The organism is Streptomyces sp. NPDC059373 (genome assembly GCF_042751495.1).
Lineage (GTDB): Bacteria > Actinomycetota > Actinomycetes > Streptomycetales > Streptomycetaceae > Actinacidiphila.
On record NZ_JBHYXC010000009.1, the window covers coordinates 24,442 to 43,441 of the forward strand.

At 69.6% G+C, this 19,000-nt stretch carries 12 protein-coding genes; 3 read left to right on the forward strand and 9 right to left on the reverse strand.

Going from position 1 to position 19,000, the window contains the following annotated elements; all coding sequences use genetic code 11:
* Positions 1 to 2: 2 nt before the first annotated feature.
* The 8 genes from ACFXJ5_RS15735 to ACFXJ5_RS15770 all read right to left on the reverse strand — a co-directional run bounded on the left by ACFXJ5_RS15735 (position 3) and on the right by ACFXJ5_RS15770 (position 11,389).
* Positions 3 to 1,790 (reverse strand): putative Ig domain-containing protein, encoded by a 1,788-nt coding sequence (locus ACFXJ5_RS15735; RefSeq protein ID WP_384630940.1) that lies wholly within the window; start codon positions 1,788 to 1,790, stop codon positions 3 to 5.
* Positions 1,791 to 1,867: 77 nt separating this feature from the next.
* Positions 1,868 to 3,556, reverse strand: coding sequence for an AbfB domain-containing protein (locus ACFXJ5_RS15740; protein ID WP_384630941.1), 1,689 nt, complete (start codon positions 3,554 to 3,556; stop codon positions 1,868 to 1,870).
* 42 nt (positions 3,557 to 3,598) lie between these two features.
* Positions 3,599 to 4,537: a glycosyl hydrolase gene (locus ACFXJ5_RS15745; protein WP_384630942.1), complete on the reverse strand. Its 939-nt coding sequence runs from the start codon at positions 4,535 to 4,537 to the stop codon at positions 3,599 to 3,601.
* Positions 4,534 to 6,645, reverse strand: a complete 2,112-nt coding sequence (locus ACFXJ5_RS15750; protein WP_384630943.1) for a TIM-barrel domain-containing protein — start codon at positions 6,643 to 6,645, stop codon at positions 4,534 to 4,536. Before ACFXJ5_RS15750 ends, ACFXJ5_RS15745 begins: the two co-directional genes overlap by 4 nt.
* 17 nt (positions 6,646 to 6,662) lie before the next feature.
* Entirely contained in the window at positions 6,663 to 8,198 is a 1,536-nt protein-coding gene (gene arfA / locus ACFXJ5_RS15755) for an arabinosylfuranosidase ArfA (RefSeq protein WP_384630944.1), read from the reverse strand.
* A 34-nt stretch (positions 8,199 to 8,232) separates the two neighbouring features.
* Entirely contained in the window at positions 8,233 to 9,057 is an 825-nt protein-coding gene (locus tag ACFXJ5_RS15760) for a carbohydrate ABC transporter permease (RefSeq protein ID WP_384630945.1), read from the reverse strand.
* On the reverse strand, positions 9,054 to 10,070 hold the full coding sequence (locus ACFXJ5_RS15765) for a carbohydrate ABC transporter permease (protein WP_384630946.1): 1,017 nt from the start codon (positions 10,068 to 10,070) through the stop codon (positions 9,054 to 9,056). Before ACFXJ5_RS15765 ends, ACFXJ5_RS15760 begins: the two co-directional genes overlap by 4 nt.
* Complete coding sequence (locus ACFXJ5_RS15770) at positions 10,067 to 11,389, reverse strand: ABC transporter substrate-binding protein (RefSeq protein ID WP_384630947.1); 1,323 nt, start codon at positions 11,387 to 11,389, stop codon at positions 10,067 to 10,069. Before ACFXJ5_RS15770 ends, ACFXJ5_RS15765 begins: the two co-directional genes overlap by 4 nt.
* A gap of 457 nt (positions 11,390 to 11,846) precedes the next feature.
* On the opposite strand from ACFXJ5_RS15770, the gene ACFXJ5_RS15775 reads away from it, so the two are divergent.
* Both ACFXJ5_RS15775 and ACFXJ5_RS15780 read left to right on the forward strand, forming a co-directional pair.
* On the forward strand, positions 11,847 to 12,845 hold the full coding sequence (locus tag ACFXJ5_RS15775) for a LacI family DNA-binding transcriptional regulator (protein ID WP_384630948.1): 999 nt from the start codon (positions 11,847 to 11,849) through the stop codon (positions 12,843 to 12,845).
* Positions 12,846 to 12,928: 83 nt separating this feature from the next.
* Positions 12,929 to 15,874: a glycoside hydrolase family 2 TIM barrel-domain containing protein gene (locus ACFXJ5_RS15780; RefSeq protein WP_384630949.1), complete on the forward strand. Its 2,946-nt coding sequence runs from the start codon at positions 12,929 to 12,931 to the stop codon at positions 15,872 to 15,874.
* Between the two features lie 27 nt (positions 15,875 to 15,901).
* Here ACFXJ5_RS15780 and ACFXJ5_RS15785 read toward each other — a convergent pair whose 3' ends face one another.
* Positions 15,902 to 16,915 (reverse strand): cytochrome c oxidase assembly protein, encoded by a 1,014-nt coding sequence (locus ACFXJ5_RS15785; RefSeq protein WP_384630950.1) that lies wholly within the window; start codon positions 16,913 to 16,915, stop codon positions 15,902 to 15,904.
* Positions 16,916 to 17,015: 100 nt separating this feature from the next.
* On the opposite strand from ACFXJ5_RS15785, the gene recQ reads away from it, so the two are divergent.
* On the forward strand, positions 17,016 to 18,833 hold the full coding sequence (recQ, locus tag ACFXJ5_RS15790) for a DNA helicase RecQ (RefSeq protein ID WP_384630951.1): 1,818 nt from the start codon (positions 17,016 to 17,018) through the stop codon (positions 18,831 to 18,833).
* The last annotated feature ends 167 nt before the right edge of the window (positions 18,834 to 19,000 follow it).

Sequence of the window (19,000 nt, forward strand, 5' to 3'; positions counted from 1 at the left end):
GTTCAGCTCACCGCCAGCGTGAGGGTCAGGGTGCCGGTACCGACGGCGTTGGTGGCGCTGATCTCGACGGACGACGTGCCGGTGGCCGTCGGCTGACCGGAAATGACCCCGGTGGACTTGTTGACGGTGAGGCCGTCCGGCAGCCCGGTGGCGTCGAAGGCGTACGGGTAGTTGGATGCCGTGATCGTGTAGCTGAAGTCGGAACCGGCGCTCGCGGTCGCGGAGTCGGCGCTGCCGATCGCGGGGAGCACGGAGGTGAGGGAGGCCCCGGAGTCCACGAACTTCAGGTTGGTGACGTGCTCGTTGGTGTACATCGGGACGAAGTCCGAGGTCTTGTACCAGGAGGCGTGACCGTCGGTGTCGGAGACCAGAGTGCCGTTGATGACCAGGTTCTCGAAGGTCACGTCCTTGATGCCGCGGTCCGCGTCGTAGCCCACCATGTGCGAGGTGGAGGCATGGGTGCCGGTGTAGGTGAGGTCCTTGACGTAGACCATCTCGATGCCACGGCCGGCCGAGGTGTTGTACGACGTGTTGAACATCACCCGCATGTTGATCAGCTGTCCCCAGCGGAAGTCCTCGACCCGGACGTCCTCGATGCGGACGTTGCGGATGAGGTTGCTGTCTCCGGCGTTCAGCGCGAAGCAGCCCTGGTAGTCGAGCTGTGGTTCACGGTGGTCGAGGATGTCGATGTTCTTGAAGGTCAGGTTCTCCATCGTCTCGGGGTTGTCGGTATTGCCGTGGGTGCCGATGTTGACCGGGTGCGCGATGTCCGCCCACAGGGTGGAGTTCTTGACGAGGATGTTGTTGGTGTCCCCGACGTAGTCCCAGCGGTGGTTGTAGACGGCGATGCAGTCGTCGGAGTTCCGCATGAACACGCCGTCGATCACCACGTCCGTGCAGCAGAACAGGTCGATCCCGTCGCCCCATTGAGCCGAGGACATGGAGCGGATGTTCCGGATGGTGAGGTTCTTCGTCTCGGCGGCGGTGATGGTGTTCCCCTGGGGGTTCAGCCACATGACGCCGTCGACCTCGATGTTCTCGGAGTAGGTGATGGAGCAGCCGCCCCAGTCGGGGGACTGGTAGAGCATGCCCCGGCCGAGCAGCTTGGCGTTCTCGACGTTGTCCATCAGCACCTTGGCCTTGACGACCGCGCCGCCGGCCAGGTAGACGGTCTTGCCGCTGGGCACGGTGAGATGGCCGTCCGAGGTGGTGTGCACGCCGGGACCGAAGTAGATGACGTCGGGGTCGTCCGCGCTGGGCGGGTTGGTGTCGATCGCTCCCGCGAACAGCTGGAGATTGTCGAAGATCTCCTCGTTGAACTCGATCGACAGGTTCCGCGGTTCGGTGAGCTTGAAGGTCAGCGTGGCGCTGCTCTTGTCCAGCTTGTGCGCGATGTCGTACGACAGAGGGCGGATCCGGGCCTTCTTGACCGTGTCCTGGGTGTAGGTGACCGAGACCTCGACCGTCCCGGTGAAGTCGAAGTACGCCATCGACGAGTTGTTCGTGGTGGAGCCGCCCGTTCTCGGATCGATGATCTTGAAGGTCGCCAGATAGATCGGGAGCTTCTGCCACGTGCCCCCGGGCGTCCGCACCTTCACGGCAAAACTGTCGTTCGTCGCTATGCCGTCAGGGATGGGGTAGACCGCCAGCTGGTCGGCGGCGGCGTCCGTCGCCGCGGCGTCCGCTGCTCGCGCGGGGGTGGCCCTGGTGGCCACGTAGCCGGCGAGGGCTGTGGCGCCTGCGGCGTGCAGCAATGTCCGGCGGGAGAGCCGTGATTCGGGGGTGTTCATCGGGGGTGACCTTTCGGGAGGGGCCGCCGCCCGCGGGGGAGCACGGGCGGCGGCCGATGGGGTGGGCAGGTGTGTGCTCAGGCCCAGGCGGTGACGGGCACGAAGGAGCTGTCGGCCGGGAAGGTCCCGCCGACGAGGTCGTACGTGTCGACCCACAGCTGGTAGTCGCGGTGGCGGATGCAGCGCCCCGGGTAGTTGTGGGACACCAGGCGCACCGACCCGCTCGCCGAGCCGGCCAGGGCGTAGAACGTCGCGTCCTCGTTGAAGGTGGTCGAGCCGTCGCTGGTGTCCAGCTCGATGCGGAACGAGAAGTGACGCAGGTAGCGGCCGTCGGAGGCCCGGAAGGAGTAGCCCTTCGAGTCGGCGAGCCCGGCCACGATCGTGTAGCTGGCTTCCTGCTTGAGCGTGGAGGAGCTGCTGGAGGTGACCTGGGTCAGGGCGCCCAGGCTGTCGGAGCCGTACGAGGCGTAGTACGTCGGGTAGTTGACCGACTGGAGGGAGCGGGTCACGCCGGTCGGCAGGGTGGTGCGGGTCTGCTCGGTGGAGGTCAGCTGGGTCAGGCCCAGGTGGTCGTAGCCACCGCTGGTCGAGCCGTAGTCACCGCCGCCGCCCTCGGGCTCGACGAGCTTGGCGAACGCGGCCGTGTTGGGCACGAACAGCCCCTTGCGCACCGCGTAGTGGTTGTACAGCTGCGCCCAGATGGGCCGGACCTGGCCCCGGCTATCGGTGGACACCTCGGTGAAGGTCTGCGATCCCGACCAGACGCCCGGGGCGCCGTAGAACCAGTAGTAGTCGGTGAACGGCACGTCCTCGCCGAGGTTGTACCGGGCGACGTACTCACACGCCTTGAGGAAGCGGTTGCTGTCGTAGCCGTACAGGTCGTAGCCCTGGTGCCAGGCCATCTCGCAGATCGTGCCCATCAGGCCGATGCCGAGCATGGTGTGGCCCTGGTCCCGGCCGCTCTCCTGCCACTGGGCCAGGCCCTGGTCGTCGTAGACGTAGGGGATGGCGTTCTCGATGGCGCCCATGCCGGCGCCGGACTGGAAGTACGTGATGGCCTGGTCGATCTTGGCCTGGTCGTCGCAGAGGATGCCGGTGGCCAGGACGCACGCGATGTTGCACAGGTCCCAGCTGGCCCAGTAGTTGGTGATGTAGGCGCCGTTGTGGTTGACCAGGAAGTCGTTGCTGAGCGGGTAGAACGCGTTGAGCATGAGGTTCTGGAACGCGGTGAGGTCGAAACCGCTGTAACCGCGCATGATCTCGGCCGCGTTGGCGAATTCGTAGCCGTAGATGCCCGAGGCCAGGAAGCGGTCGGCCGTGCCGTCGATCAGGGTGAGCGTGCTCGACCAGGCGTTGAGGATGTCGCGGGCCGCGTTGCCGTGCGTGGTGAGGCCCTGGATCTTCCAGCGGAGCGCGTTCTGGTACGCGGCGGCGATGTCGTTGTAGAGGATGCCGTAGTTCTCCGGGGTGCCGGAACCACGGTAGATCGTCGCCTGCGGGTTGGCCGTGTAGCTGGGCAGCGAGTGGGAGTTGGCGATCAGCACGGCCCAGGCGTCCTGCCAGGGCTGGGCCGCGGCGCTGACCTTGGCGGCCATCCGGCTGAAGTCGGCCGCGGTGTGCAGCATTCCCGGGTGGACGATCGTCGCGGCCGAGGCCGGGCTCGCCGTTAACAGCGGGCTCGCGAGGGCGGCGACACCGACGCCGGCCGCCGCTTTCAGTACGGTGCGGCGGGTGGTGCCGTTGGATGGTGCGGCTCTTTCTGTCACGTCGGGCTCCTTTGCCCTTCGGTGGTGTGCCTTGCGGATCCGTCAGGACGGCATGTCGCCGCCCCGCAGTACGGGCGTACGGTCCGCCCGCAGTTCCAGGCCGAAGGCCGCGTCCCGCTCGCAGCACAGCAGGCCGTCTCGCACCGTCAGCGGCGCAGCCTGAACGCATGAGCGCTGCCCGTCGGCGGGGTGTGTGAAGTAGAAGAGGTACGCGTCGTCGCCCTGGGAGAGCGCGAAGGCGTGATGGCCGATCGCCTCGTCGCCCGGACGACGGCCCCTGCCCGCCAGGAGCGGTTCGTCCTGCCGTACCCAGTCGGTCAGGTCCTCGGAGCGGTAGACCAGCAGCCCGGACCAGTAGTCGGTGACCATCCAGTAGCTGCCGGCGTGGCGAAAGACGTTCGGCCCTTCCTGCGCCTGTTTGTCCAGGGCCGGGCCGACGGGCCGCCAGTCGTACAGGTCGGGTGAGTCCGCCGCGTGGATGTGGGACCCGCCGGTCTCGTCCTTGAACCACATCCGCCAGCCCCCGCCGGGCAGCAGCCACACGGACGCGTCGATGACCCGGTCGCTGCCGAGGTCGAGCACCGACTCGAACCGCCAGTGCTCCAGGTCCTGGGAGGTGTAGTGCAGGATGTGCGCCTCGCCGCCCCAGTCGGTGGGCACCCCGGAGATGTACGAGACGTACATGTGGTGGGTGCCGTCGTGCCACAGGATCTCCGGCGCCCAGTAGGTGTTGCGGCCCGGCTCGTGGGCCAGGCCCTGGACGATGCCGCGGTACGTCCAGGTGCGGCCGCCGTCCGCGCTGGTGGCGATGCCGATGTCGGTGCCGTGCACCCAGCCGAAGCCCTCGGTGGTGAGGTCGGCGCGCCGGGCGGTGTAGAACATCCACCACTCGCCGGTCTCCCGGTGCCGGATCAGGGTGGGATCGGCGGCGCCGTCGTGGACCGGGTCCCGGAACAGCGGGGCGTCGGGGGCGGTCTTCATGACACCGGCCCGGTGAACGCGGCCGCGACCGCGGCGCCTTCGCGTACGAAGACGGGGATGCGCTCCAGCGGGGCGGGTACGTCGAGGGTGGCTCCGCCCCCGTGGATCTCACCGGTGGCGGTGTCGGTCCAGCGGGCGCCGGTGGGCAGGTACACGGCACGGCTGCGGGCGCCCGCCTCGGTCACCGGGGCGACGAGGACGTCCGGGCCGAGCAGGAACTGGTCGTCCACGGCCCAGGCGCGGTCGTCGTCCGGGAAGCCGAAGAACAGGGGCCGCATGACCGGGGCGCCGGTGAGGTGAGCCGCCTCGGACAGCTCCAGGAGGTAGCGGCGGAGCCGCTCGCGGAGGTGGAGATGCTCGGTCAGGATCGGGTACGCCTCGGGTCCGTACGACCAGACTTCGTTCGGACCGCCGGACATGTCTGCGGAGAAGGTGGGGTGGTTGGGCTCGCGGTCGCCGTGCAGCCGCATGATCGGGCTGAAGGTGCCGTACTGGAACCAGCGGACCAGCAGCTCCTGATACGCCGGGTCGGTGGGGTCGCCGCCGCCGAAGCCGCCGATGTCGGTGTTCCACCACGGGATGCCGCTCATGGCGACGTTCAGCCCGGCCCGCACCTGCTGGGCCAGCGACTCGAAGGTGGGGCGGATGTCGCCGGACCACAGGGCGGAGCCGTAGCGCTGGCTGCCGGCCCAGGCCGAGCGGATCAGGCTGAGCGGGCGGTCCTGGCCGGCCTCGCGCAGGCCTTCGGCGACGCCGCGCGCGTGCAGCGTGCCGTAGAGGTTGCCGACCTGGGTGCCGGGACCGGCGGCGTAGACCGCACGGGCGGCCAGCTCCGGGGGGAGGTCGGGCTCGCAGGCGTCCAGCCAGAAGGCGGCGACGCCGAGGGAGAGGTAGTGCTCGCGGAGCTGCTCCCAGAGGTAGCGGCGGGCGCCGGGGTCGGTGGCGTCGAGGTACGCCATCGGCTGGTGGTCCGCTCCGTGGCCCCGGGCCGGCCAGGGGAAGGTCAGCAGGCCGCCGTGGCCGTCTCCGACGAGGTGCCCGGCGGCGTGCAGGGGCTCGTAGTTGTCGCTGCCGGGCTCCACCGTGGGCCAGACGGACACCGCCAGCTTGACGCCGAGCGAGTCCAGCTCCTTGACCATGGCGTCCGGGTCGGGCCAGTCGGCGGCGTCGAAGTCCCAGTCCCCCATGCGGGTCCAGTGGAAGAAGTCGCAGACGATCGCCGCCAGCGGCAGCCCGCGCTCCGCGTACTCCCGTGCCACGGCCATGAGTTCGTCCTGGGTGCGGTAGCGCAGCTTGGACTGCCAGAAACCGGCGGCCCATTCGGGCAGCAGCGGCGCGTGGCCGGTGGCGTCCGCGTACGAGGCCATGATGTCGGCGGGGGTGTCGCCCGCGGTGATCCAGTAGTCGAGCTGCCGGGCCGGGTCGGCGACCCAGCGGGTGGTGTCACCGCCCAGCTCGACACGGCCCATCGCCGGGTTGTTCCACAGCAGGCCATAGCCGCGGGAGGAGTGCAGGAACGGGATGGCGGCGATGGTGTTGCCCTGGACCAGGTCGATGACCAGGCCCTTCTGGTCGAGGCGGCCGTGCAGATGCTGACCGAGGCCGTGGATCCGCTCGCCGTCGTACGCCTCGAAGCTCTGCTCGATGCGGTACGTCCCGTCGCCGAGCGGTGCGTAGGCGCGCGGCTCCGGATACCAGGTGTAGGGGCGCTTGTCGGCCAGCAGTTCGCGGCCGGTGGCTGTGCGCAGGAAGCGCAGCTTGCCGTCCTCGCCGGCCTCGACCGTGAGCCGGCCGTTGACGAGGCGGGCGGTGCCGTCCTCCCGTACGGTCACGTCCGCGGGCGGCCCGGGCGCGGGGATGTCGAGGGCGCCGGGCAGGGTCTGGTCGATGCCGCCGACGACGGCGCCGGGGGCGGCGTGGGTGACGGCGTCGGCGTCGGCGTGCGTGACGGTGCTGCCGTCCAGGCTGCGGCCGGCGATGGTGTCGTCCAGGTCGCGGACGGACCGGGCGCGGACCCGTACCGAGTGCGGCCCCCACGGTTCGATGACCAGGACCTCGTGCGCGGTGCGCCGTTCGAGCGCGCCGCCCTGTTCGGTGAAGACAGTCATGGGTCGGGAATCCCTTGTCAGCTCTGCGTGGTGGCCAGGCGGATGACGTTCCAGGACAGCGGCGGCAGCGTGGAGGTCAGCACCTCACCGGTGACGCTGCTGGCGTCGACCGCGACGGGGGCCACCCGCTCGGGGTCGGCCAGGGTGTTGCGAGCGCCGGGGTCGGCATCGGTGAGCAGCAGATGCTCGACGACCCGTACGGGGCCGAGGCCGCGGAGCGCCACTTCGAGCGGGAGTTGGTGCGTACGGCTGCGGTTGACGGCGAAGACGGTGACCGTGCCGGCTTCCTCGTCGTGGGTGGCGGTGGCGTGCAGCAGGTCGACCTCGCCGAAGCGCCCGGTGGGGTGGACCGGGCTGTCCACCTCGACGCGCAGCACCCGGCCGCGTCCGTGGCGGGAGGCCTGGGCGAAGGGGAAGAAGGTGGTCTGCCGCCAGGCGGGGCCGCCCGGCTCGGTCATGATCGGGGCGATGACGTTGACGAGTTGGGCGAGGGAGGCGGAGGTGACGCGGTCGGCGTGCCGCAGGAGGGCGATCAGCAGCGAGCCGACGAGTACGGCGTCGGTCAGGGTGTAGCTGTTCTCCAGCAGCCGGGGGGCCTGGGGCCAGTCGTCCTCGGGTTTCGCGGGCGGCGGGGGCGCCGGTTCGGTGTGCCAGACGTTCCACTCGTCGAACGAGATCATGATCTTCTTGTCGGACTTGAGTGTGGCGCCGACGTGGTCGCAGGTGGCGACCGCCGCCTCGATGTACCGCTCCATGTCCACCGCCGACGCGAGGAAGGAGTCGTGGTCGGGCTTGTCCGGGTCGAGGCCGTAGTAGATGTGCAGGGAGAGGTACTCGACCTTGTCATAGCACTCGGTCAGTACGGTCGCCTCCCAGGTGCCGAAGGTCGGCATCCCGAAGCTGGAGGAACCGCAGAGGACCAGTTCGAGGCCGGGGTCGATCTGCTTCATGAGGTTGGCGGTCTCGCGGGCGAGAGGGCCGTACTCCTGGGCCGTCTTGTGGCCGATCTGCCAGGGGCCGTCCATCTCGTTGCCCAGGCACCACATGCGGATGCCGTACGGCTCCTTGCTGCCATGGGCGATGCGCAGGTCGGACAGTTCGGTGCCGCCCGGGTGGTTCGCGTAGTCCAGCAGCCGGCCGGCGTCCTCCACGCCTCGGGTGCCGAGGTTGACCGCCATCATCGGCTCGGCGCCGGCCTTGCCGCAGAGGCCCATGAACTCCGCGAGTCCGAACGCGTTGGTCTCGGTCGAGCGCCAGGCCGGCTCCAGGCGCCGGGGGCGCTGCCCGACCGGCCCGACGCTGTCCTCCCAGCGGTAGCCGGAGACGAAGTTGCCGCCCGGGTAGCGGACCGTGGTGACGCCGAGCTCCCTGATCAGCGCGAGCACGTCCTCGCGCAGGCCGGCCTCGTCGGCGTCGGGGTGGTCCGGCTCGTGGATGCCGTCGTAGACACAGCGGCCCAGGTGCTCGACGAACGAACCGTAGAGCCGCGGATCGACGACCCCGATGCCGAAGGCGGGGTCGAGGGTGAAGCGGGCAGGGCGGGGCGAGGGCATGCTGCGTCCTTGGGGATCGGGGAGGTCGCTGTCTCTACTTCAGGCCCGAGGTGGACACCCCGGTGACAAAGCCCTTCTGGAGAACGAGGAAAAGCACCAGGACGGGGATGATGTACATGACCGCGCCCGCCGCGATGAGGTTGTTGATCGGCGCGCCGTTCGAGGGGATGACGTACTCGGTGGCCACCGCGACGGCCAGGGTGGTGTGGTCGGTACTGAGCAGCAGCGACGGGGCGATGTAGTCACCCCAGGTCCAGGTGAACGACAACACCAGGCTGGTGGCCAGCACCGGCCAGGACTGCGGCAGGAAGATCCGCCAGAAGATCCGGCCGTAGCCGCAGCCGTCGACGATCGCGGCCTCCTCCAGTTCCCGGGGCATGTTCGCGAAGAACTGCCGGAACAGGAAGATCAGGTAGGGGGCGCCGGACAGTCCCCAGAGGACCCAGGGCCAGTAGGTGTCGACCATCCCGAGCTTGGCGAAGATGATGTAGGTGGGGATGAGAGTGATCATCGCCGGCATCATCATCGTGGACAGCAGCATCCCGAAGAGGACCCGCTTGCCCGGGGCGCTCAGCCGCGCGAACCCGAAGCCCGCCCAGGCCGAACTGAGGGTGACCAGCACCGAATAGATGAGGGCAATGGTCAGTGAGTTCCTGGCGTAGGCGAGGTAGGGGATCTCCGTGAGGGCCCTGGAGAAGTTGCTGAACTCCCACGTGTGGGGCGTCCAGTGCAGCGGGTAGGCAGCCAGCTCGGAGGTGTCCTTGAGGGCGGTGATGACCAGCCAGCCGAAGGGGCTGATGAACAGCGTGACCAGCGCTATGAGGATCAGATACATGCTGGTGCGACGAGCGAGAATCATTTCTTGGTCTCCGGCTCGAAGTTGTAGAACACCGCACCCGAGCTCACCTTGAAGATCACAGCGGTGATGACGAGGATCACGGCGAACAGCACCCACAACAGCGCTGAGGCGTAGCCGAAGCGGCCGTACGCGAGGTACTGCGCGAACACGTTGATCATGTAGAGGTAGTCGCCCTGAGGCACCGTGGTGACCCCGGCGGTCCCCGGATTCGCCGCGAGGAGCAGTGGCATCGCGCTCTGGAGGGCCCCGATGACGCCGGTGATGACCTGGAAGAAGATCACGGGCGACAGCAGGGGGGTGGTGATATTCCGGAACACCTGCCAGGAGCTGGCGCCGTCGATGCGTGCGGCCTCGTGCAGTTCCTTGGGCATGTCCTGCAGCCCCGCCAACGAGATGATCATGGCGTTTCCGCAGCCCCAGAGGGTGAGCATCATCAGCACGTACCGGGCGTAGGGATCGATGAGCCACGAGACCGGGTTGATGTCGGCGAAGGCGAGGAGGCCGTTGGCGGCGCCGGCGTCCCGGTCGAAGATCATCTTGAAGGCCATCGCCGCACCCACCGGCGGGAACACCGCCGGCAGATAGAGCAGCGTACGGAAGATGCCCCGGCCCCGGATGGGGCGGTTGAGCAGCACCGCGAGGGCGAGTCCCGCGATGATGCCCAAGGGCACGACGACCGCGACGAAGATTCCGGTGCGGACCAGGGTCTCCCGGGTGACCGGGTCCGAGAGCAGTTCCCTGTAGTTGTCCAGGCCGATGAAACTCGAGTTCCCCGAGATTCCGTCGGAGTTGGTCAAGCTCAGCCACAGCGCATACGCCAGCGGATAGAGCGTGAGGCCGAGGAATCCGAGCACCCATGGCGCTACACAGAGATAGAAGACCCGGGACTGCTGGCGGGCCATCGCGCCCCTGCGGCCGGCCCGCCGGCCGCTCCCCCGGCCGGCGGTCACCCGCGCGCCCCCGGCGGGCTTCGCGGACGTGACGGAAGCTCCGGCGAGCTGGCCCGTACTCACTTGACCAGCTTCTTGCCGTTCGCAAGCTGCTTGTTGATGCCGGAGTTGAGCTGATCCGCCACCTTTCCCACGGCCACGTTCCCCTTGATCGCCGCCGGCATCACCTGGTTGACCACGGCGTCGATGGCGTCGAGCCGGGCGTACGGGGTGAACGAGATCACCGAGAAGTACGGCAGCTCCTTCTGCTGCACCGCGTACGCCTCCTTCTGGTAGGCCTCGGTCTGCGGCAGCAGGGGGCGCAGGGACCTGAGTGCGGGCAGGCCGCCGCCGGTCTTCGCACGCGCCTTGGCGGGCGCACCGCCGAGGAAGTACTCGTACGCCTCCCAGGCCGCGTCCTTGTTCTTGCCGGCTTTGGGCATCCAGTAGCCGGTCGCTCCGGAGCAGGAGCTCACCCGGGTGCTGCCGAACTGTGGGGCGGGGGCGAAGCGCGCGGTCGTGGCGCTCTTCTTGTCGGTGGCGACCATCCCGCCGAACCAGTAGCCGTCGGTGGCGATCGCCATACGGTTGGCCTGGAAGGTGGGCCAGTCCCAGCCGTTCGGGTCGGGGTTGGCGATGGTGGGCGCGATACCGGCCTTGGCCAGCTTCAGATACCAGGTGAGGGCCTTGATCCCCTCCGGGCTGGAGAAGTCGACGGCGGAGAAGTCGTCGGTGAAGAGCCGGCCTCCCTGAGAGGCGATCATGGTCAGGAAGTTGGCGGTGTTGCCGGCGAAGCTCAGCCCGTAGACCTTGGCCTTCTTACCGGTCTGGGTGAGGGCCCTGCCCTTGTCGAAGGCCTCGTCGTAGGTCATCGGCACGGTGTCGCTGGGGTACTCCACACCGGCCTTGTCGAACAGCCCGGTGTTGTACCAGATCATGTTGTCCTGGGAGTAGTCCTTCGCCATCCCGTAGCGGGGTCCCTTGCCCTGCGTCGTACCGTCGAAGCGCCAGACGTCGTTGACCGGGTCCAGGTCGCTGACCTTGAGGACGCTGCTCTTGGCGAAGTAGGCGTCCAGGTCCTGAGCGACGCCGTGCGCCGCGAGGTAGGGGGCGTCCACGGCACCCTGACCGCGGACGATGTCAGGCGGGCTGCCGGCGGTGAGCATGGCGGTCAGCCGGGTGAGGTCGTACTTCAGGATCGTGAGCTTGAAGCCGAGCGCCTTCTCGGCCGCCTTGATATCGGCGGGCGATCCCAGCTCGGTGCCGTTCGACATGATGGTCACGGTGGCCTTGCCCCCGGACTTGCCCGAGGACACCGAGCCGGCGCACCCCGACAGCAGAGCGCCTCCGGTGGCTGCCGCGGCGACGCCGGCCGAGGTGGCGAGGAAGCGACGGCGTGTCATCGGGGTGCCGGGTATGGAGCGCATGGATGCCTGCCTTTCAGGATCGCTTTGCATGAAGAGCGGACAGAGTGTGTGCCAGGCGTGGCAATTGCGTCCATCGGCGGGTTGAATTCCGAAAGTTTCGCCAGAACTACGCCGGTGGCAGCAACTACTGAGATCCGCGGAATTTGCGTTCGGGCTCATCGCGCAACGGTCCGCGTGGTGAGGCTCAAGGAGTGGGCGCAGCACGGTTTTTGACCGGTAAAACGCTGCGGGGCAAGACGTTAACTACGTGTGTCTGGTGCGTCAAGAGGGCGTGCACAAGAGCCTTTTGGGTCGCAGTAGCGGCCGAGAGCAAGGGTCGGGGACGAATATTTCACCGACATCTTGACCGCACTCGCGGACCGCTGTAACAATCCAGCTCCGTATGGATTTTTACCGGTCAAATGAGAGGCGGTACCGCCCGGTGGTGGTCACTATGGCCGACGTCGCGAAGCGCGCCGGCGTCACCAAACAGACCGTCTCCAACGTCGTACGGGGGCGAACGGTCGTGAGCCCCGAGACCAGGGCGAAGGTCGAGGCGGCGATCACGGCACTGGGGTACACGCCCAACCTGGTCGCCCGGGGCCTCGCCACCGGTACGACCATGACCATCGGCTTCATCGTGCCCACCATCGCCAACCCCTTCTACTCGGAGGTGGTGGAGGAGGTGGAGACCCTGCTCGAGGAGCAGGGCTACCACCTGCTGCTGGCCACCACCCGAGGGGACGGGGCGCGCGCGCTGCGCCATCTGACCACCCTGTCCAGCCGGTCCGTGGACGCGCTGCTCGTCGCCGGCGACTTCGACCTGAACCAGCACCTGCCGCTGCTCGGCGACTACGGGTTGCCCGTCGCCCTGTGCGCCTGGGAGATCGATCCGCCGGCCACGCTGCCCGTCGTCACCATCGACTACGAGAAGGCCGGTTACCTGGCCGGCCGCCACCTCCGGGAGCTCGGCCACCGGAGTCTGACGGTGGTCGCCGACCTCCCGGCGCACCGCATCCGGGTCAGCGGAGCCCACCGGGCCTTCGCCGAGGACGGCATCGCCCTGTCCCCGGACTCCGTGTTCACGGCCCCCGCCGCGACCCCCGAGTCCGGTTACGAGGCGGCGCTGCGGGCCCTGAGCAGCTCCGCCGACCGTACGACCGCCGTGTTCGCGTCCACCGACGCCATCGCCCTGGGGGTCATGGACGCCGTGCGGAGCCGCGGCCTGCGAGTGCCCGAGGACGTCTCGGTCGTCGGGATCGACGACATACCGCAGGCGTCGCACGCCCATCCGCCGCTGACCACCGTGGCGCTGCCCAAACGGCAGATGGCCCAGGACGCCACCGCACTTCTGCTCCGCGGGATCGCCGAGAACCAGCCGGTCGCCCCCTCGCTGTCCCTCCTCACCCCCGAGGTCCTGGTCCGCGCGAGTTCCGCGCCGCCGGCCGTGTGACCCGTCCGCGGGACCCGTCCGCCTGACCCGTCCGCCCCGCACCCAGCCACGCCCGTCATCGCCCCAAGGGAGAGCCCTGCCGCATGAGCGAGCCCATCGCGTACGACTACCTGGAAAGCCGCTCGCCGGGCCGTGGCCGTGCGCGGCCCCGTGCCACCTTCACCTCGGACGCACCCGTACTGGACCTGACCGGCCCGTGGCGGTTCCACCTCGCCGCCGGTCTGCCGGAAGTCACCGAGGGCTTCCAGGCAGCCGACTTCGACGACAGCGGCTGGGCGACGATCGCCGTGCCGTCGAACTGGCAGATGGACGGGCTGCCCGGCGAACCACGGTTCGGCGCGCCCGCCTACACCAACCAGATCTACCCCTTCCCCATCGACCCGCCGCACGTCCCCGACGCCAACCCGACCGGCGAGTACCGCCGGGAGTTCGACCTCCCCGAGCCGTGGCCGGCCGGTCGTTCCCTGCTGCGCTTCGAGGGCGTCGACTCCTGCTTCGCCGTCTGGCTCAACGGCCGGTCCCTCGGCGACGGCAAGGGCAGCCGGCTGCCCACCGAGTTCGACGTCACCGACGTCCTGCGGCCCGGCCGCAACACGCTCGCCGTACGGGTGCACCAGTGGTCGTCGGGCAGCTATCTGGAGGACCAGGACATGTGGTGGCTGTCGGGGATCTTCCGCCCCGTCGCCCTCGTCTCCCGTCCGCACAGCGGCCTCGCCGACTTCTTCGTCCACGCCGACTACGACCACCTGACCGGGCAGGGCACCCTCTCCGTGAACACCGCCGGCTCGCCGGCCCGGCTGACCGTCCCCGAGTTGGGCCTCACCGACGCCGACCCGGCCGGGCCGCACACCGTCTCCGGCATCGTGTCCTGGTCGGCCGAGCAACCCAAGTTGTACGAGGGCGAGTTGGTGACCGACGGCGAGCGGATCCCGCTGCGGATCGGCTTCCGGCGGATCGAGGTCAGGGACGGCCGGATCCTCGCCAACGGGCGGCCCCTGCTCTTCCGTGGCGTCAACCGCCACGAGTGGCACCCCGAGACCGGGCGCACCCTCAGCCACGAGGACATGCTCACCGACGTGCTGCTGATGAAGCGTCACAACGTCAACGCCGTACGCACCAGCCACTACCCACCGGATTCCGCCTTCCTCGACCTGTGCGACGAGTACGGACTGTGGGTCGTCGACGAGTGCGACCTGGAGACCCACGGCTTCGGCCTGGTCGGCTGGAAGGGCAACCCCAGCGACGACCCGCGCTGGCGCGAGGCGTGCCTGGACCGGATGCGCCGGATGGTCGAGCGCGACAAGAACCACCCGTCCGTCGTCATGTGGTCGCTCGGCAACGAGGCCGGCCACGGCTCCAACCTGGAGGCCATGGCCGAGTGGGCGAAGGACCGCGACCCCGACCGGCTCATCCACTACGAGGGCGACGACAACTGCCGCTACACGGACGTCTACAGCCTGATGTACGTCGACCACGACGGGCTGGGCGTGATCGGCCGAGGCCATGAAGCCGTCACCCGCGACCCGGCCCTGGACGCCAGGCGCCGCGCGATGCCCTTCATCATCTGCGAGTACGCGCACGCCATGGGCAACGGCCCCGGCGGCCTGCGCGAGTACCAGGAACTTTTCGAGAGCCATCCCCGGCTGCACGGCGGCTTCGTCTGGGAGTGGATCGACCACGGCATCCGGCGACAGGCCCCGGACGGCCGCGAACACTTCGCGTACGGCGGCGACTTCGGCGAGCCGGTGCACGACGACAACTTCGTCTGCGACGGACTGGTCTTCGCCGACCGCACCCCCTCCCCCGGCCTCACGGAGTACAAGAAGGTCGTCGAGCCGGTCCGCATCACCGTCGACCCCACGGCGGGGACGGTACGGGTCCACAGCCACCTGCACACCCTCGACACCGCGCATCTGCGGTTCCGCTGGAGCGTCGAGGACGACGGGCAGCCCCGGGGGGACGCCGAGCTCGCGGTGCCTCCGGTCGCGGCCGGCGCCGCCGTGGAACTGCCCTGGCCCGAGGCCCTCGTCAAGCTCTGCGACGCGCCCCTGACGGCGGGCGAGGAGCGCTGGGTGACGATCACCGCAGAGCTGGCGCAGGACGAGCCCTGGGCGCCGGCCGGGCACGAGGTCGGCTGGACCCAGGCCTCGGTCACGGGCCCCGAGCCGGTGGCCCCGGCGGTGGGCCGGCCGTCGGCGCCGGTCATCGGTGACGGCACGTACTCCCTGGGCCCCGGGGTCTTCGACGCCGTCTCCGGAACGCTGGTCGCCCTGGGCGGCCTCGACGTCGACGGCCCCCGCCTCGAACTGTGGCGCGCGCCCACCGACAACGACCTGCGCACCTGGGGCGGCCCGGTCGCGGAGGCCTGGCGCAAGGCGGGCCTGGACCGCCTGGAACACCGGGTCCTCGAGGTCCGGCCCCATGACGGCGGCCTGGAGGTCACCACCCGGACCGCTCCGGCCGGCGCCGACTTCGCCATGCGCAGCACCTTCCGCTGGTCCGCCGACGCCGAGGACCCCGGGCAGCTACGGCTCTCCCTCACCTCGGAGCCCGCCGGGACCTGGCCCTGCCCGCTCGGGCGCATCGGCATCCGTCTGGCCCTGCCGCAGGGCATCGACACCGTCGACTGGTTCGGGCTCGGGCCGGGTGAGGCGTACTCCGACACCACCTCGGCCGTCCGGGTCGGCCGCTTCACCGCCACCGTCGACGAGCTGCAGACCCCCTACGTCCTCCCGCAGGAGAACGGCAACCGGCGCGCGGTCCGCCGGGCCCGCCTGACCGACAGCCGGGGCGGCGGGCTCGTCATCACCGCGCGCCCCTTCCTCGACCTGACCGTACGGCCCTGGACCAGCCATGACCTCGACCAGGCCCGCCACACCACCGACCTGCGCCCCCGCGACCGGGTGTACGTCAACCTCGACGCCGCCCACCAGGGCATCGGCAGCGGTGCCTGCGGACCCCCCACCCAGCCCCAGTACGAGCTGGTCGCCCGTCCCGTCACCCTGACGATCGGATTCCGCCCCTGCTGACGCCTCCCGGGCCGGCCGGGCTGAATCCTACGTACGTGGGGGCGGCGCTTCTCCCGGCCGGCCGGAGGCACGGATGCGCTGCCCGACCACACCGGTGTCGGTCTCCCACCAGGGGCGTACGCGATCCGCCTCGGCTGCCGGCGCCGACGGCGAGGGCGCTCGCGGGGCGGCCCGCACCTGCTCGGCGTCCAGCCGCCGGTCCAGCTCGGCCGTCTTCACCCGCTCCGCCCGCACCCACTCGGCGAAGACGGCGATCAGGAAGACCAGCCCCACCAGCTCGGCGATCGAGATCATCGCACCCCCGCCGATCATCTGGTCCATCTGCACGTCGGGGCCCCAGGTCCGCGCCTGGGCCCGGTACCAGCTTCCGGCGACGAGCGTGCCGCTGGTCATCACCACCACGCCGGGGATGGCGTCGAAGATGCCGTCGAGGAAGACCAGGGCCGCCCGCACGGGGTGACCGCACCAGGCGGGGAGCATCTCCTCCCGCGAGAGCATCGGCAGGACGAAAAGGCAGCCCGCCAGGAGCAGGTGCAGGTACATGACTTCGTGCAGCGCGCTGTGGCGCAGCGCCGCCCCGAAGTAGGGGGTGAAGTAGATGCCCAGCTCGGTCGCGATCACCACGGCGGAACTCACCAGCGGGAAGGTCAGCGCCCGGACGACGCGGCCGGTCATCGCCCCGCGCAGCCACCGCGCCGACGAGGGCCGCAGAGCGCGGTACGCCAGCGCCAGCGGATCCCCGAGCGCCAGGCCGATCGGGGCGATCAGATCGAGGAGGATGTTCTGAACCGCCGCCGGCCAGAACAGAACCCGGTCATAGACGGCCAGAGCGGACATCGTCGCGAAGACGATGGTGCCCAGCCCGAGGATCCCGAAGGCCGCCGTCCTGGCGACCGGCCACCTCTCACCGCGCCCACGCAGCCGCAGAACGGCCCATCCGTACGCTCCGCCGAGCACGACCACGAACGCGACCGCCGCGAAGTCCCACTCCCAGTAGCCCAGAAAGCGTCCACCGGTCAGCTCCGGCAGGAATCCGGTCACCCTGCCTCACACTCTCTTCCTCTGGGCTCGTAGGCCAATGACCCGACCGACCCTACAGACTCTCGGGAAACGAACGGCACCGGCACCGTAGACTGCCCGGATGACTGCGCTCGACGTGTTGCACCGCGTATTCGGCTACGACGCCTTCCGCGGCGAGCAGCAGGAGATCATCGAGCACGTCGTGGCCGGCGGCGACGCGCTCGTGCTGATGCCGACGGGCGGCGGCAAGTCGCTCTGCTACCAGATTCCGGCGCTGGTGCGGGACGGCGTCGGGGTGGTCGTGTCACCGCTGATCGCGCTCATGCAGGACCAGGTGGACGCGCTGCGGGCGCTCGGGGTGCGGGCCGGGTTCCTGAACTCGACGCAGGACCTCGACGAGCGGCGGCTGGTGGAGGCCGAGTTCCTGTCCGGTGAGCTCGATCTGCTCTACCTGGCGCCCGAGCGGCTGCGGGTCGAGGCGACGCTGCGGTTGCTGGACCGGGGCAAGGTGTCGCTCTTCGCGATCGACGAGGCACACTGCGTGGCCCAGTGGGGTCACGACTTCCGGCCGGACTACCTCGCCCTGTCCGAGCTGCACGAGCGCTGGCCCGAGGTCCCCCGGATCGCGCTGACGGCGACCGCGACGGAGGCCACCCACACCGAGATCGCGGCGCGGCTGAAGCTCCAGGACGCGCGGCACTTTGTGGCCAGCTTCGACCGGCCCAACATCCAGTACCGGATCGCGCCCAAGGACGAGCCCCGGCGGCAGCTCCTGCAACTGCTGCGTACGGAACACCCGGGCGACGCGGGCATCGTCTACTGCCTGTCACGGGCCTCGGTGGACAAGACCGCCGAGTTCCTGGTGAAGAGCGGCGTCGAGGCCGTGCCCTATCACGCAGGACTGGACGCGCGGACCCGGGCCGCGAACCAGGCGCGCTTCCTGCGCGAGGACGGGCTGATCGTCGTCGCGACCATCGCCTTCGGGATGGGCATCGACAAGCCGGACGTGCGGTTCGTGGCACACCTGGATCTGCCGAAGTCGATCGAGGGCTACTACCAGGAGACCGGGCGTGCCGGGCGCGACGGGCTGCCGTCCACGGCGTGGCTCGCGTACGGGCTCCAGGACGTGGTCCAGCAGCGCAAGATGATCGACACCTCGGAGGGCGACGACGCCCACCGGCGACGGCTCGCCGCCCATCTGGACTCCATGCTGGCGCTCTGCGAGACCGTGGAGTGCCGGCGGGTGCGGCTGCTCGCCTACTTCGGCCAGGAGTCGGGGCCCTGCGGCAACTGCGACACCTGCATCACGCCGCCCGAGTCCTGGGACGGCACGATCGCCGCGCAGAAGCTGCTGTCGACGGTGGTCCGGCTGAAGCGGGAGCGCGGGCAGAAGTTCGGGGCGGGGCAGATCGTCGACATCCTGCTGGGGAAGAAGACCGCGAAGGTCATCCAGTTCGATCACGACGCCCTGTCCGTCTTCGGGATCGGAACCGAGCTGAAGGAAGGCGAATGGCGAGGCGTGGTACGGCAGTTGCTCGCCCAGGGCCTGCTGGCCGTCGAGGGTGACTACGGCACGCTCGTCCTGACGGACGGCAGCGGTGAGGTCCTCGGCGGCAGCCATCCCGTGCAGCTGCGCCGCGAGCCGGAGCGCGCGGCGAAGGCGGCCAAGGCCGCCAAGTCCTCCGGCGGCTCGCGCCGTTCCGCCCCCGTCGACCTGCCGGAGGAGGCCCTTCCGGTCTTCGAGCTGCTGCGGTCCTGGCGTGCGGCCACGGCGAAGGAGCAGGGCGTGCCGGCTTATGTGATCTTCCACGACGCCACGCTGCGCGAGATCGCGACGGCGCCGCCCGCCACGCTCGATGATCTGGGCGCGGTGAGCGGCGTCGGTGAGAACAAACTGGCCAAGTACGGTCAGCAGATTCTGGACGCGCTTGCTGTGTAACCGGGTTGGGGGTAGGCCGTCCGCCTGAGGCGGGACGGGCTGGCCCAACCCGGCCACGGACCGTCTGCCGCCGACGCACCCCTGGCCACGCGCCGTCGTGGTGCGGGCCCGTCGCCGGGTGCGGGCCGGGTGTGCCAGCCCTCCCCCAGACTCCGTCTGGGAGGTGC